At 73.9% G+C, this 14,499-nt stretch carries 11 protein-coding genes and 1 pseudogene; 3 read left to right on the forward strand and 9 right to left on the reverse strand.

Going from position 1 to position 14,499, the window contains the following annotated elements:
- Positions 1-96: 96 nt before the first annotated feature.
- Complete coding sequence (locus PCC79_RS16220; protein WP_342372460.1) at positions 97-2,325, reverse strand: esterase-like activity of phytase family protein; 2,229 nt, start codon at positions 2,323-2,325, stop codon at positions 97-99.
- 165 nt (positions 2,326-2,490) lie between these two features.
- Between PCC79_RS16220 and PCC79_RS16225 the strand changes: the two genes are divergently transcribed.
- Positions 2,491-2,754, forward strand: coding sequence for a YdeI/OmpD-associated family protein (locus tag PCC79_RS16225; RefSeq protein ID WP_232547043.1), 264 nt, complete (start codon positions 2,491-2,493; stop codon positions 2,752-2,754).
- Positions 2,755-2,761: 7 nt separating this feature from the next.
- A complete protein-coding gene (locus PCC79_RS16230) occupies positions 2,762-3,349 on the forward strand; it encodes a GNAT family N-acetyltransferase (protein ID WP_342372461.1) in 588 nt (195 codons plus the stop codon).
- Positions 3,350-3,358: 9 nt separating this feature from the next.
- Here the strand turns inward: PCC79_RS16230 and PCC79_RS17450 are convergent.
- The 5 genes and pseudogenes from PCC79_RS17450 to PCC79_RS16250 all read right to left on the reverse strand — a co-directional run.
- Positions 3,359-3,454: pseudogene (locus PCC79_RS17450) on the reverse strand (hypothetical protein); the annotation flags it as partial.
- 12 nt (positions 3,455-3,466) lie between these two features.
- Positions 3,467-3,922 (reverse strand): type II toxin-antitoxin system VapC family toxin, encoded by a 456-nt coding sequence (locus tag PCC79_RS16235; protein ID WP_232547041.1) that lies wholly within the window; start codon positions 3,920-3,922, stop codon positions 3,467-3,469.
- On the reverse strand, positions 3,897-4,178 hold the full coding sequence (locus tag PCC79_RS16240; protein ID WP_232547040.1) for a type II toxin-antitoxin system Phd/YefM family antitoxin: 282 nt from the start codon (positions 4,176-4,178) through the stop codon (positions 3,897-3,899). Before PCC79_RS16240 ends, PCC79_RS16235 begins: the two co-directional genes overlap by 26 nt.
- Positions 4,179-4,242: 64 nt before the next feature.
- On the reverse strand, positions 4,243-6,879 hold the full coding sequence (locus PCC79_RS16245; RefSeq protein WP_342372462.1) for a PEP/pyruvate-binding domain-containing protein: 2,637 nt from the start codon (positions 6,877-6,879) through the stop codon (positions 4,243-4,245).
- Between the two features lie 43 nt (positions 6,880-6,922).
- Positions 6,923-8,893, reverse strand: coding sequence for an ABC1 kinase family protein (locus tag PCC79_RS16250; protein ID WP_232547038.1), 1,971 nt, complete (start codon positions 8,891-8,893; stop codon positions 6,923-6,925).
- A 266-nt stretch (positions 8,894-9,159) separates the two neighbouring features.
- On the opposite strand from PCC79_RS16250, the gene PCC79_RS16255 reads away from it, so the two are divergent.
- Positions 9,160-9,501 carry a hypothetical protein gene (locus tag PCC79_RS16255; protein WP_342372463.1) on the forward strand — a complete coding sequence of 114 codons (342 nt, stop codon included), beginning with the start codon at positions 9,160-9,162 and terminating at the stop codon, positions 9,499-9,501.
- Between the two features lie 86 nt (positions 9,502-9,587).
- Here PCC79_RS16255 and PCC79_RS16260 read toward each other — a convergent pair whose 3' ends face one another.
- From PCC79_RS16260 to PCC79_RS16270, 3 genes are all read right to left on the reverse strand, one after another.
- The gene (locus PCC79_RS16260) at positions 9,588-10,751 is read right to left on the reverse strand and encodes a uroporphyrinogen-III synthase (protein WP_342372464.1); all 1,164 of its coding nucleotides are present in this window, start codon (positions 10,749-10,751) and stop codon (positions 9,588-9,590) included.
- 127 nt (positions 10,752-10,878) lie between these two features.
- Positions 10,879-12,369, reverse strand: a complete 1,491-nt coding sequence (locus tag PCC79_RS16265; protein ID WP_342372465.1) for an FAD-dependent oxidoreductase — start codon at positions 12,367-12,369, stop codon at positions 10,879-10,881.
- The gene (locus tag PCC79_RS16270) at positions 12,366-14,495 is read right to left on the reverse strand and encodes a molybdopterin oxidoreductase family protein (protein WP_342372466.1); all 2,130 of its coding nucleotides are present in this window, start codon (positions 14,493-14,495) and stop codon (positions 12,366-12,368) included. The genes PCC79_RS16265 and PCC79_RS16270 overlap by 4 nt, the downstream gene beginning before the upstream one ends.
- Between the last annotated feature and the right edge of the window lie 4 nt (positions 14,496-14,499).

A 14,499-nucleotide genomic window follows, 5' to 3' on the forward strand; every position in this document is an offset into this window, starting at 1 on the left:
CTGCGCCACGTGAAGTCCGAGCGCGCCACGTGATGCCAGACCGCGCCACGTGGACTCCGACCGCGCCAGGTATGCGCGGTCTGGGCCACCTGGGCCTCACCGCACCGCCGCGACCCCCAGGTCGGGCTGATCGGTGAAGAACTCGTCCATGCCCGCCGCCAGGAAGTCTTGGATCTCCGCGGCCAGGTCGCCGTGGTCGGCCGGGTTGGCGCTCGAGCGGTACTCCACCGGCAGGAACAGGTTCTCGGCGCGGAACGTCCACCCCACCACCGACAGCCCGGCCCGGTGGGCGTTGCGGATCGCCGCGGTGGGGCGTCCGAGGGTGCCGTCGGCCAGGCGCGGGATCATCACGTCCTTGCAGAAGCCGACCTTGTCGGCGTAGCTCGCGACGTTCCGCATCCCCTGCCGCGTCACCATCTGGGCGTACGTCAGCTCGGGCCGGTCGGCCGGGCCGCCGGAGCAGTTGACGAGCTGCACCAAGGTGACCGGCGAGCGCTGGCTCAGGTACACGAGGTTGTTCACCTCGAAGCTCTGGATCGCCACGGGTGCCGAGCGCCGGTTGAGCCCCGCCGCGCGCAAGGTGTCGACGACGGCGTCCTCCATCGCCAGGCCGATGGATCCGAAGTAGGAGGGGTGCTTGATCTCCGGCACCACGACCACCTGCTGGCCATCGCACGTGCGCGAGTGGCGGGCGAGGTCGACCACCTCGGAGAACGTCGGCACCACGTAGAGCCCGTCGAACTCCGCACTGCCCGGGCGCAGCTGCGGCAGCCGCTCCTTCGCCCGCAGCGTCCGCAGCTCGGCCAGGGTGAAGTCCTCGGTGAACCACCCAGTCACCGCGGTGCCGTCGATGGTCTTCGTCGTCCGCCGTCCGGCGAACTCGGCCCGCGTCGCCACGTCGGTGGTGCCGCTGATCTCGTTCTCGTGCCGGTCGACGAGCACGCCGTCGGCCGTCATCACCAGGTCGGGCTCGATCGCGTCCGCGCACTGCTCGATGGCGAGCTGGTAGGCGGCCAGCGTGTGCTCCGGGCGATAGCCGGACGCCCCCCGGTGCGCGATGACCGGCACCGTGTGGTCCGCCTTCCGCTTCACGGTGGGCAGGTCGACGATGATCATCTCCGTGTCGTCCGGGACGCCCGGGTAGCGGGCGTCGTTGCCGGGGTAGTTGTTGTCGTTGGCAATGAGCAGGCGCCCGTCCCGCAACTGGACGACGGTCTCGACCGACTGCTGCGGGAACGCGAACGTCTCCCCGACGCCGTAGGCGTCCGCGTCGTTCTCCATCCCGATGCGATCGGGGTTGTCGATCTTCAGCAGATCGACCACGAGTTCCTTGGCCAGGTGGCCGCCCGCCTCGGTCTTCGCCAGGTTGACGCGGTAGACGCGCTTGGTCACGGCCTCGCGCCCCCAGAAGTCGTCGCGCTCAAGCACGAGCAGCTGGTTGCCGCGCAACGCGAAGGCGTCACCGACGAGCGCGTCGTCGGTGTCGGCGCGGTACTGCCACGTCTTCTGTGTGTAGGTGCCCGTGCGGGTGTCGAACTGGTAGATCATCCGGCGGCGCTTGTCCGTGTCGTTCGGCAGGTAGCCCTCGAGGATCGGGTAGAGGTAGCGGCCCTGGGCCACCAGTGCCTCGAACCCCTTGGACCCGCGGACGGTAGGGGTCTCGCCCGGTGCCAGGAAGGGGCTGGACGGGGACTTCAGCCCGCCCGGCAGCGCCACCGGCGCGGCAAGCAGCACGCCGTCGGCCGAGAAGTGCAGCAGGAACGGGCCGAACTCCTCACCGATCCAGAACGTGCCATCGTCGGCGCGCACGACTGACTCGATGTCGAAGTCCGCACCCGTCAGCAGCCGCTCCGGCGTCGCGTCGTTCACGAGCGGGAAGCCGGCGCGGCGCTGCGGATCGCGCAGGGAGATGTGGGAGAGCACCTCGATCTCGCCGCTGCCGCCCGAGGCGACCTGCCAGTGCGGCTTCACCAGGTACAGCCGCAGCAGAAAGTCGGCGGAGTTGGCGCGGGTGCCGAACCCGTTGTCGGGCATCCCCCAGAACGTGCCGTCGGCGTTCCCGATCATCGCCGAGAAACCCGGGATCACCTGGCCCGGCCACGGGCCCTGGCGGCCGTTGCCCGGGGACGCGAGCGCCCCCGATGGCGGCCCCTCCTCGAGGTGGTCGGCCGAGAGCGTCGCCCGGGCGGCGAGGGTGGGAACGACGACGCGGACGTTCTTCTGCTTCGCCGGGGCGGCGGCGGCGGACGGGGCCGAGGTCGCGGCGAGCGAGAGGCACAGGGCCGCGGAGAGGAACCCGGCGGCGGCACGGTGGAGGATGCGCATGATCGGACGCTAGGGCCGCCCGGGCGCCCCGCGGGACCCACCTGAGATGAGCATTGGATGAACGGGCGGGGTCGGCCATCGGCCTGGGCCCGGAGGGGGCCAGGCCGAGGGCCTCCCGTTGCGGCCCCCTTCCTCGTCGCACCTCGGCTGACCAACCTGAGGCGCGTGACGACGAAGCTCCCCGGCGGGACGGTCCATGCGTTGCCCGCCGACCTGCGCACCGAGCTGTCCGCGCACGACGAGGCGCTGGCAGCGTGGCACGACATCACCCCGCTGGCTCGCAACGAATTCATCTGCTGGGTCGAGGACGCCAAGAAGGAACAGACGCGCGCGCGGCGCGTCCGCCGCACCCGGGAGGAGCTGGAGGAGGGGCAGCGGCGTCCGTGTTGCTGGCCCGGTTGCAGCCACCGGGAGAGGGACGGAGGGTAGCGGCGCCATGCGGATCGTCCCCGCCCATGAAGCGGCATGTGAGGACATCGCGGCGGTGTTCGGGACGCGCGGCGCGGCTGCGGAGTGCCAGTGCCAGCGGTACCGGCTGGCGCGCGGCGAGGCCTTCGGGAACACCCCGGTGGCGGAACGTGCCCAGCGGCTGCGCGAGCAGACGGCGTGCGGGGACGCCTCGGCGTCCACCACCAGCGGGCTGATCGCCTACCTGGACGACGAACCGTGTGGCTGGTGTGCGGTCGCCCCGCGGCCGGCGTACGGCGGGCTCGTGCGCAACGCCAACCAGACCGCGTGGCGCGGCCGGAGCGAGGACCGGGACGACGCATCGGTGTGGGCCGTGACGTGCCTGCTGACCCGGGTGGGGATGCGCGGCCGGGGCGTGGCCCGGGCGCTCGCCGCCGCGTCGGTCGGCTTCGCCCGCGAGCGCGGCGCCCGGCGGCTCGAGGCCTACCCCATCACCGTGGCCCAGGCGACGTGGGGCGAGGAGCATCCCGGCCCGCTGCAGGTCTACCTCGACGCCGGGTTCACCGTGGTGCACCGGCCCTCGAAGCGCCGAGCCGTGGTCAGCATCGACCTCTGAGGGGGCCCGTCAGCCGGTGGCGGACGCCGCCCCGTGCCGGCTCGCGTAGGCCGCCGGGGTGAGGCCGGTGACCCGGCGGAAGTCGCGGCTGAAGTGCGCCTGGTCGAACGCGTCGCGTCAGATCCCACCCGGGCCGGGGGGCGCGTCCGCATCAGGCAGCGCTGCCGGGCGCACGATGTCAATCTCCGCGATCGACGTGCCGAAGTCACGGGCATTGTTGGTGATGAAGCGCTCGGCACCGGCGTTGACCGCCGTCGCGAGGTGGATCGCGTCCGCGGCCTTCAGCTTGTACTTCGCCCCCAGAACCGATGCGAGCTCCCCGACGACCTCGGTGCAGGGAAGCAAGGTGAGGCGGCCGAGCACCTCCGCGAGAACGCCGGCCTGGTCATGAGCTCCCTCGCGCAGCGGTTTGCTCAGGAGTTCGGGCAGGAGCACGGTCGAGCCGACGCGTGGCGCGTCGCTTCGCAGCAGGGGCAGAACTCGGCGGCCCAGCACATGGTCGGGCACTGCCGCGTAGATCAGGACGTCGGCGTCAAAGGCGTCCATGTCACCCGTCGCGGCCGCGTCGGACATCGACCACCAAGGCCTGGGCGTCCGCCTCCGACAGCCGCGGTTGGAGCACCCCGGCCGCCCGGGCGCTGGCGAGGGTGTCCCTCAGGGAGCGAGCCTCCGCCAGCGCGGCGTCCGCTCGCCGGACCGCGATGGCGGACGGATGGACCATCACCGCGACCGGCCGGCCGTGCCGCGTCAGCACCACCTCGTCACCGGCCTCCACCTGTTCCACGAGGTGGGCCAACTGGGCGCGAGCCACACTGATCGGTACTGACATGGACAAGATTGTACAACTTCACGCCCGGCCACTGTCCGCCAACCTCCCCCGGGTCGCGCCGGCGTCAGTGACGTCGTCTCCAGACTGATGCCGACAGAGCACCGACGGCGCCCAGGGCGACGGCCGTCGCCAGGGCCGCAGCGACCCGCCCAGCGGCGTCCGCTGTGGCCGGCGTAGCCTCGGCCTCATCCAGCACCACCCGTGCCCCGACGCCGTCCACGGTGATCTCGTCGCCCGTCGCGATCCGGCGGGTGGCCGCACCCGTGCCCAGCACCGCCGGAATGCCGTACTCGCGCGCCACGATCGAGCCGTGGCTCAGGACGCCGCCGATGTCGGTCACCACGCCCGCGGCCCGCGCGAACAGGGGCGTGTAGGCCGGGGTTGTGATCGCGGCGACGAGGATCTCACCGGGCGCGAAGGCAGCGAAGTCCTCCGGCCCGGCCACCACCCGCGCCCGGCCCGTGACGGTGCCGCCGCTGCCCGTCGTGCCGCTCAGCACCGGGCCGTCGCCGGACTCCCGCGCCGGCATCATCGACTCCAGCCACCGCAGGCCACCGCCCTGGGGCAGGTACTGCGGCGGCGTCGCCCGGCGCTGCCCCCGCCACGCGACCTGCCGTGCCTCGACGATCTCGGAGTGCGGCGCGACCGGCGCGCCCCGGTCGAGGTCGGACGCCAACCCCTCGGCCTCCGCGCGCGTGAGCCAGTACACGTCCTCGGCGGACGCCAGCGCGCCGGCGCCGACCAACCGGCCACCCAGCTCGCGCAGTAGGCGCCGGGCCGTGGGCCAGGCCAGGCCGAGCGCGGCCAAAGCGTCCTCGCGGATCGGCGCCCACCGCTGCGCCAACGCGAGCGAGCGCCGCGCGAGGCGGCGCAGCACGGGGTCGAGGCAGCCCATCAGCTCGGCGGTGATCCTCTCCCGCAGCACGGCCTGGGCGCGCTGCCGCGCATGCGGGTCGCCCGACTGACCTTCCAGCGCGTACCGCAGGCCGACGAGCACGGGCTCGGGGTCGTCGGCCGGCACCGGATTCATCAGGTCGAGGTTGAACAGCAGGTGGCCGTGGGCGGCGAGGTGGGCATCCCACTGCCGGCGGAATTCGGCCCACACCTCCGCGGCCACCCCCTCGGGCGCGGCGTCGCCGATCTGGAGGGCCGGAGTCGTCAGCGACGAGGCCAGCTCGGAATGCTCCCGGCACCAGGCGGCGAGGTCGAACAGCGACTTCTCCGCCCGGATCGGCTCGGAGTCGAAGCCCACCAGGAACGCTGCGGCGTCCGGCCCGTGGGGCCTGGCCAGCACGCGGGAGTGCAGCGTCGTCCAGGCGATCTCCGCCATCGCGGCGACCGGGATGATCGACTGCACCGTCGTGTAGTACAGGCAGGTCGCGTCGACCAGTTCCTGCGCACCGGTCAGCAGCTCCACGGACGCCAGCGCGGCCGCCTCCTTCGCGTCCCAGGCAGCGACCGTCCGCCGGAAGCGGGGCAGCTCTCGGTCGCGCCACCGGTCGTGGACGAACCCGCTCCGCGACAGGTGCGCCAGGCCCGCGGGCGTGAACGACCACATCTGGTTCCACGCGCGGCGGCTGTAGTCGTAGAACGCGTACCCATGGATGGTCGGAAACTCCACATCGAGCGTGGCGGTGCGCGGGCTCAGCTCCGCGACGAGGCCCTGCAGCCCCGCCGGCACCGCCGTGGCCGCCATGTCGGCGAACAGGGGGCTGAGCGGGTCGGGGAGGTGCTCAACGATGCTGGCCCGGAAGTACAGGCTGCCCGGGCGGGGCACGGGCCACGTGGTCGGCACCGGGCCGGAGGGCTCCGGCAACGCGGTGATCGGACGCGCCTGCACGATCTGGAACTCCCCGCCGGCCAACACCCACTCGATGTCCTGGGGCGACCCGAAGTGAGCAGCGATGCGCGCGCCCAGTGACGCCAGCGCGCGCGCCTGGTCGTCGGTCAGCGTCCGGGCGCGACGCCGGTCGTCCGGTGTGGGCCGCTGCGTCACCCCGCCATCGGTGGCGACCGTCATGGACTGCTTGCTCCCCATCGTGACGCGGATCCTGTCCGCCCCCACCACGAACTCGTCGGGTTCGACCGTGCCGCCCACCACGCTCTCACCCAGGCCCCACGCGGCGGTGATGACGCTCTCGTCGCGGCGCCCGGTGACCGGGTGCGCGGTGAACAGGACGCCCGCCACCTCGGCCTCCACGAGAAGCTGCACGACCACCGCCATGCTGAGGTGCCCGGGGGCATCTCGTCCGGCGCGCTCGGCCGCAGCGCGATAGGCCACGGCCCGCTCGGTGAACAGCGACGCCCAGCAGCGGGCGACGGCGTCCACCACCGCGTCCGTGCCGACGACGCCCAGATAGGTGTCCTGCTGCCCCGCGAAGCTCGCCGTGGGCAGGTCCTCCGCGGTGGCCGAGGAGCGGACGGCCACCGGGCCGCCCCCCAGCGACGCGTAGGCGGCGGCCACCACGCCGGCGAGGGCGTCCGACACCGGCCGCACTGATCCCGACCCACCTGACCCCGACCCACCTGACCCCGACCCAGCTGAAGAGTCATCGAACGCAGCCGTCGTGACCACGAACCCGTCGGGCACGGGGAACCCCGCCCGCAGCAGCTCCCCCAGATTCGCGCCCTTGCCACCGGCGAGGCGGATGTCCTCGCGTCCGACGTCAGCCAGCGGGAGCACTACGCAGGGATCGCCCATGGGCCCGATGCTAAACCTGCACCCGCTCGCCCGAGGGACTTCGTCAGTGACGCGGGCCGAACACCAGCGCGACGCAGCGCAGCGCCAGGACGAAGCCGGCGAAGGCGAGGAGGGAGCCCAGCACGGGGTACAGGCCAACGCCGGAGCCGAGTTGGACCCCGCCCGGAGCGGTCGCGAGCAGGATGCCACCCAGCACGGCCGCCGCCGCCAGCACCGCGGCCACGACCTGCTGTGCCAGTCCGAGCAGGAAGCCGCGGTCGTCGGGGTCGCTCAGCACGCGGACGTGGGTGGTGAGCCGGCCCCGCTCGAGGTCCTCGGTGATCTTGGCGACCCGGCGGGGCAGGTGGTCGAGCAGCGGCAGCAGGTGCAGGGCGCGTTGGGTGAGCTCGGCGCGGACGCGCTCGGCCGACAGATCCCCCAGCACGTCGCGGCCGGCCTCGCGGGCGGCGGCGACGAGGTCGAGGTGGGGGTCGATCAGGCGCAGCGTGCCCTCGAGCGCGCCCAGGGAGCGCAGCGCGGCGGCGATCGCGGGCGGCACGCGAAAGCCGTGGCGCACCACGAGGGACAGCAGGTCGCCGAACACCTTGAGCGATCCGCCGGAGCCCAGGCCGCCGCGCACTCGCGTCATCAGGGTGCCGATCTCCCGCTGGAGGGCCCGCTCGTCGAGCCCGTCGGGGCGGTCGAGCAGCTCCAGCAGGGCATCGGTGGCGCTCACCGGGTCGTCGGCGTCGATGGCCCACAGCAGCATGCCCAGCGTCCGGCGCGAGACGGCGTCGAGGCGTCCGACGGACCCGAAGTCCAACAGGCCCACGCTGCCGTCCGGCCAGATCACGACGTTGCCGGCATGCAGGTCGGCGTGGAACACCCCGTCCCCGACGATCTGGCCGAGCACGGCGTCCAGCAACCGTTGGGCGGCGGCGGTGCGGACGCCGGCGTCCAGCCCCGCGATCAGGTTGGACGCCTGCGCGACCGGCGTACCGTCGAAACGCTCCATGACGATCAAACGGGAGGAGCAGAAGGCGTCTGCCACCCACGGCACCCGGACGCCCCGCGCGGCGAGCGACGCGCGCACCGCCGCCATGTTGTCGACCTCGACGCGGTAGTCGAGCTCCTCGGTGAGCGAGGCGGCGAACCCGCGCGCCAGGTCGTTCAGTCCGATGGCGCGCGCCCAGCCGGCGTTCCGGTCGAGGGAGCGCGTCACCTGGTCGAGCAGATCCAGGTCGGCCGCAACCTGGGCGATCGCGCCGGGCCGCTGCACCTTGACGACGACGGGGCGGCCGTCGGCCAGCGTCGCGGCGTGCACCTGGGCCACGGACGCCGACGCGAGCGGCTCGGTTTCGACGCTGCTGAAGACTTCTTGGATCGGTCGGCCGAGCTCATCGGCCACGACGGCGCGGACGTCCCACGGCTCCGGCTCGGCGCGATTGGTGAGATGGCTGAGCTCCCGGACGAAGGGCTCGGGCAGCAGGTCGGAGCGCGTGGAGAGCATCTGGCCGAGTTTCACGAACGTCACCCCACCCTCCTGCAGAGCGCGGCGGAGCGAGGCCGCGAGTTCGTCGTCGCGCCGCGCGGGCCGCAGCCCGCGCAAGGGCGCGCCCAGGCCGTGGCGCGCCGCGATCATCGTGATCTGGTGGTACCGGCGGGCCCGCGCCGTCCGGCGCCGCCACCCCAGCAGCCAGGCGCGCACGGGTGGGATCGCCCCGGTCGGCACGACGATCTCCGCCATCAGGAGCACGGCGGCCGACGCTGCGAACGCCCACAGCACGAGGACGCCGAGGTGGGCCAGCGTGCCGGCGCCGACCGCCCCCTCCCGCGGCTGACTGGTGATGACGTCACCCATCACTCCGACCAGCACGAGGATGGCGATGCCGCACACCGCGATGGTGCGGGGCCAGCCGACGCGCACACCCAGGACGCGCCGGACGGTCTGGGCCACCAGCCACGTGAGGCCGAAGAAGAGCACCGTCCAGATCGTGACGTCGACCAGGGCTGCGAGCATGGCGAGCCACTCCACGGGCGCTCCTCGTCGGTTCGGGCTGTGCGTCCAGAACACGCGTCGCGCGACGACTGACCGGTGTGCCGTCCGCCGCGGTCGCGTGCTGGGGGCACCTTAACCCACCGTCTCGACCCTGAGGTGTCCGACGTTGGGGTCACCCTCGCGGGCCGCGGAGCCCGCGGCGGTTCGGGCGTCGCAGCCCCGTCCTCCTGCCCCTTCAACAACCACCCAGTGAGGAAATTTGACAAGACACCTCCGGATGGTTGAATCTTCACCTGTGGGCGTTGGTTGAATGTTCACTTAACTGTCTGGGGGGAAATCCGAAGAGCACCATCTCGATCATTCCGGCCGCCACCGCGCCGATCGCGGACCCGTGGGTCGCACCCCGCCACCCGCGCAACCTTCCGGGCATCGTCGCCCTGACGCTGGCTCTCGTCGGCTCTCTGCTCGCGCTCGTTACGGCGACCGCAACCGCCGGGTGGTACCTGCTGCCTGGCAGCTTCCTGCTCGCGCTGGCTGCCCTCACCGTCGCCGAGCGGGACAAGAACGTCCCGGCGCTCGCCGTCATGGTCGCCCTCGCCGGGGCCCTGCTGGGCGGCATCGCCTTCGCCCTCACCAGCCTCTGAGGCCCGGCCGCACGGTTCGGGCCTCCCCCGCCGGTTGACGCGCTCCCCCGCCGCCTGACGCGCTCCCCGGCCGCGGCGCGCGAAGTTCAGGACGCCAGATCCAGCCGGTACCCGCGCCGCGGGACCGTGGTCACCACGGCCCGGTTCCCCAGGCTGTCCCGCAGGCGCGCGATGGCGACCTCGGCGGCGTGGGGATCGGCGGAGGTTCCCGGCAGCAGCGCCAAGATGTCCTCGCGCGTCACCACCCGACCGGCCGCCCGTACCAGCGCGGCCAGCACGTCGAACTGCACCCGGCTCAGCGGCAACACTCGGCCGTCGAGGCTGGCCCAGCTCCGCTTCAACCGCAGGACGCCCCCCGGCGTCCCCACCTCCACCACCCCGCGCCCGGTCAACGCCGCCGTCAGCTCCCGCACGAGCGCGCCCATCCGGAACCGGTCTGGGATCAGCGGGGTCAACCCCGCCTCCACCAGGGGCGCGGCCGTCACCGGGCCCACCGTCGCCGGCAACACCGGCCCGGCCAGGGCGGCGATCACCGCGTCCCGCAACCCCGCGCGTTCGGCTGCGGCCAGGAACTCGACGGCCCCGGGCGCGGCCGTGAACACCACCGCGTCCACGCCGGCGTCCGCCACCAGCCGGACACCGCGCCGCACGGCCTCCGGATCCGGCGGTGGCCCCCAGCGGTAGACCACCAGCGGCGTCACCCGCGCGCCGAGCGCCACGAGCAATTCGTCGATGCCGTCGGCTCCCGACCCGTGGTGCTGGACGCCGACGTGCAGGCCCGCCACCCCCTCGGCCTCGAAGAGCTCCTTGATCTCGGCGGCGGTCTCCGACTGGGCCACCCAGTCGGCCACCAACCCGGCGCCGTGGATGGCCCCCTGCGCCTTGGGGCCCCGCGCGATGAGGCGCGCCCTCCGCAACACCGCCAGCAACTCCGCGTGGACGCCGGCCGCGTCCGCCGCCTCCAGCCAGCCCCGGAACCCGACGCCGGTCGTCGCCACCACCACATCGGGTGGATCGGCGATGAGCGCCCGCGTCTGGGCGAGCAGCTGCTCGTCGTCGGCATGCGGCACGATCGACAGCACCGGCGCGTGGACGATCTCGGCCCCCCGCCGCTGCAGCGCCGTCCCCAGCTCCGTGGCGCGCCGCTTCGCGGTGAGCAGCACCCGGCACCCGGCCAACGCCTGGTCCGGACCCACCGCTGCAGGGTCGGGCACACCGGGCGGCACCGGGGGCGTCGTCGGCTGTTCCATCGGACCTCCTGGGTGGGGGCGGGCACGGGGGCGTCCCGAAATCTACGGCGTCGGCGCGACAGCCCGGCGACGCCCGTGTTTCAGCCGTGTGACGGGCCGCTCACACCTCCCAGCCCGACCCGCCCGGTCAGGCCACCGCGAACGCGCCCTCCTTCTCGGTCACAGGGGCCGACGGTGCCGCCCCCAGCGCCTCCACCAGCCGGCACACGTCGTTCGTGCAGCTCCCGCACCCGGTGGTGGCCCGCGTGACCTCGGCCACCTCCGGCACGGACGCCGCCCCGCCGCCCACCGCCGCGGCGATCGCCTGCTTGGGCACCGCATTGCAGCGGCAGATGACCGCCTCGTCCGGCAGGTCCAGCACGGACGCCGCCGGCGCGGCCCCGGCGAGCGGCCGGGCCAGCAGCGCGGCCGGATCGGCCGGCACCGGCATCCGGCTGTCGAAGGCCACGGTGAGGTCGGCGGCGATCTGCGGGTCGCCGACGCAGGTCGCCCCCACCAGTACGCCGTCGGCGACGGCGATGCGGACGCGGCGGCGTCCGGCCGCATCGACGAAGCCAAGCACCCGGGGCGCCCCCAGGGCGAATTCATCGACGGGGAACGCGCCCATCGTCACGGCGTCCACCCCGTCGGCCTTGAGCCGCACCACCCCGGCGTCGAACCCCAGCGTCGGCCGGGGCCGCGCCCGCCCGCCGATCTTCTCGGCCAGGTGGTGCGCCACGACCCGCGCCTGCTCCCAGCCCGGGCCGACGAGGCCCTGGCAGCCCCGGCCGGTCTGGGCGCAGTCGCCGATCGCGTGGATGTCGGGGTCGTCGGTGCGGCACAGGTCGTCCACGAGGACGCCGCGGCGCACGGCCAGCTCGGCGCGCGCCGCCAGCTCGATGCGGGGCTCCACGCCGATCGCGACGACGATGAGATCGGCCTCGATACGCCGGTCGTCGGTGAGCCGGATGCTCTTCAGCGCGTGGTTCCAGCGGCGCTCGATGCCGGCGATGCGGCAGTCGGTGAGCACCGCGACGCCGTGGTCGGCCAGGCTCGCGGCCACCACCCGGCCGCTGAGCGCGTCGAACTGCCGATCCAGCGGCGCCCCGCCCCGGTGGATCACCGTCACCGCGCAGCCCGCCCGCCGCAGCGCCACCGCCGCCTCAATGCCCAGCAGCCCGCCCCCGAGCACGACCACCCGCGCACCCTCGGCCGCCGCCGCGCGGATGTGCTGGGCGTCCGCCCAGCTCCGCAGCGCCGTGACGTCCGGCATCGGTTGCCCCGCCGAATCCCGCAGCCCCTCGATCGTCGGGAACACCGGGGCCGCCCCCGTCGCGAGCACGAGCGTGTCGAAGGGGTGTTCGCCCCCGGCGTCGTCCGTGACGACGCGGCGTCCCCGGTCGATGGCGGTGGCCCGGACGCCGGCGCGCGCGTCCACGCCCGGGTGCGCCGGCAGGGTCAGGCCGGCCAGGTCGAGGTGCCCGGGGAGCACGTCGGGCAACAGGATGCGGTTGTAGGCAGCCTCGGGTTCATCACCCAGCACGGTGAGCGTCACGTCCGGCAGCCCGTGGGCGAGGAGCTCCGCGACGAAGCGGTGCGCGACCATCCCGTGGCCGACGACGACGATGCGGTGGCTCATGCGGCGTCTCCCGGTGCGGGTGCGAACGAATGCGGCGCGTCCACGAGCCGTTCCAGCCGGACGGTCGCGACCTTCAGCTCCGGCATGCCGGAGATCGGATCGACGGCCGGGTTCGTCACCCGGTTGACCGCGCCGCGTCCGGGGTAGTGGAACGGCATGAACACCGTGTCGAGCCGGATGCCCTCGGTGAGCCGGGCCACCGCCTCGCACGACCCGCGCCGCGAGTGGACGCCCACGCGCTCGCCCGCCTCGACGCCGAGCCGCTGGGCCAGCAGCGGGTGCAGCTCGACGTAGCTCTCGGGTTCGACGGAGTTCAGGGCGGCCACCCGCCGCGTCTGCGCCCCGGATTGGTAGTGCTGCAGGACGCGGCCGGTCACGAGATACAGGGGGTACTCGGCGTCCAGCAGGTCGTCGGGCGGGGTCTCGTCGACCGGATGCAGCACGGCGCGGCCGTCGGGGGTGGCGAAGCGGTCGAGGAAGGTCCGCGGCGTCCCCGGGTGGCCGGGCTCGGGGCAGGGCCAGTACAGGGCCTCACCGGCGCGCAGGCGTTCGTGGGAGAAGCCGGTGTAGTGGGCCACGCCGCCCGAGCTCGCCCGGGCCAGCTCGGCGAAGACCTCGGCGGCGTCCTCCGAGAAGTCGATCGGCGCGTCCAGCCGTCGGGCCAGCTCGCGCCAGACCCACAGTTCGGTCCGGACGCCCTCGGGCGGCGGCACCGCCTCGTCGCGCAGCAGTAGACGGCCCTCCAGATTGGTCATCGTGCCGGTCTCCTCGGCCCACTGCGCCACCGGCAACACCACGTCGGCCAGCGCGGCCGTCTCCGACAACACGAAGTCGCACACCACCAGGAGCTCCAGGGCACGCAACCGCTCGGTCAGCGGCCCCACGTCCGGCGCGCTGACGACGGGGTTGGCGCCGTGAACCAGCAACGCCCGCGGCCCGCCCGGTGTCGCCAGCGACGCGAGCATCGCCACCGCGGGCGGCCCCGCCCCGGGCAGCGAATCCGCGTCCACGCCCCACACGCGGGCGACGTGGGCGCGGGCGTCCGGATCGGTGATCGAGCGGTAACCGGGCAGCTGGTCGGCCTTCAGGCCGTGCTCGCGCCCGCCCTGCCCGTTGCCCTGGCCGGTCAGGCAGCCGTAGCCGGAACCCTCCCGCCCCGGCAGGCCGAGGCACAGGGCGAGGTTGACCGCCGCGGTCACCGTGTCCGTCCCGTGGGCGTGCTGCTCGGCCCCGCGCCCGGTGAGCACGTACCCGCCGCGCCCACCCCGGGCCGGGCTGGCCGCCGCGAGCAACCGCGCGGCCGCCCGCTGCTGCACCACGGGGACGCCGGTGACGCGCTCCACCCGCTCGGGCCACCAGGCGGCCAGGCTGGCGCGCAGGGCGTCCACCCCGCTGGCCCGCTCGGCGAGGTAGCCGCGGTCCACAAGCCCCTCGGCCCACAGGATCTGCGTGATGCCGAGCAGTAGGACGAGGTCCGTGCCGGGCAGCGGGGCGAGGTGCAGGCCGCCGCCGTCCTGGGTCAGGTCGGCCGTCGGCGTCCGCCGGGGATCGATGATGACCAGCCCACCGGCCTCGCGGGCGCCGGCCAGGTGGGTGACGAAGGGTGGCATCGTCTCGGCGGGGTTGGAGCCGACGAGCAGGATCGCCTCGGCCCCGTCGAGGTCGGTGAGGGGGAAGGGCAGGCCCCGGTCGAGGCCGAACGCGCGGCGTCCGCCCGCCGCGGCCGAGGCCATGCAGAAGCGGCCGTTGTAGTCGATGTTGGGCGTGGCCAGCGCCACGCGGGCGAACTTGCCGAGCTGGTAGGCCTTCTCGTTGGTGAGCCCGCCGCCGCCGAACACGGCCACCGACTCCGGGCCGTGCGCGGCACGCAGGCGCCGCAATTCACCCGCGACCCGGTCGAGCGCCTCCTCCCACGACACCGGGGCGAGGGTGCCGTCCGCCCCCCGCACCATCGGCGCGGTGAGCCGGCCGGACGCGGTGAGGACGTCGGCCGCCGTCCAGCCCTTCTGGCACAACCGGCCGCGGTTGGTGGGGAACTCCAGCGGCGTGACGGTCGGCCCGTCCGGGGTGGGCGCGACGTCCATCGCGCACTGCAGCGCGCAGTAGGGGCAGTGGGTGGCGACCATGGGG

Source organism: Propioniciclava soli, assembly GCF_038502305.1.
GTDB lineage: Bacteria > Actinomycetota > Actinomycetes > Propionibacteriales > Propionibacteriaceae > Propioniciclava > Propioniciclava soli.

What these genes read in the sequence shown, in the direction of transcription:
- PCC79_RS16235 (WP_232547041.1), bottom strand. Translation starts at nt 3,922, where the DNA reads ATGTCCGACGCGGCCGCGACGGGTGACATGGACGCCTTTGACGCCGAC.
- PCC79_RS16260 (WP_342372464.1), bottom strand. Translation starts at nt 10,751, where the DNA reads ATGGAACAGCCGACGACGCCCCCGGTGCCGCCCGGTGTGCCCGACCCT.
- PCC79_RS16220 (WP_342372460.1), bottom strand. Translation starts at nt 2,325, where the DNA reads ATGCGCATCCTCCACCGTGCCGCCGCCGGGTTCCTCTCCGCGGCCCTG.
- PCC79_RS16230 (WP_342372461.1), top strand. Translation starts at nt 2,762, where the DNA reads ATGCGGATCGTCCCCGCCCATGAAGCGGCATGTGAGGACATCGCGGCG.
- PCC79_RS16240 (WP_232547040.1), bottom strand. Translation starts at nt 4,178, where the DNA reads ATGTCAGTACCGATCAGTGTGGCTCGCGCCCAGTTGGCCCACCTCGTG.
- PCC79_RS16270 (WP_342372466.1), bottom strand. Translation starts at nt 14,495, where the DNA reads ATGGTCGCCACCCACTGCCCCTACTGCGCGCTGCAGTGCGCGATGGAC.
- PCC79_RS16245 (WP_342372462.1), bottom strand. Translation starts at nt 6,879, where the DNA reads ATGGGCGATCCCTGCGTAGTGCTCCCGCTGGCTGACGTCGGACGCGAG.
- PCC79_RS16265 (WP_342372465.1), bottom strand. Translation starts at nt 12,369, where the DNA reads ATGAGCCACCGCATCGTCGTCGTCGGCCACGGGATGGTCGCGCACCGC.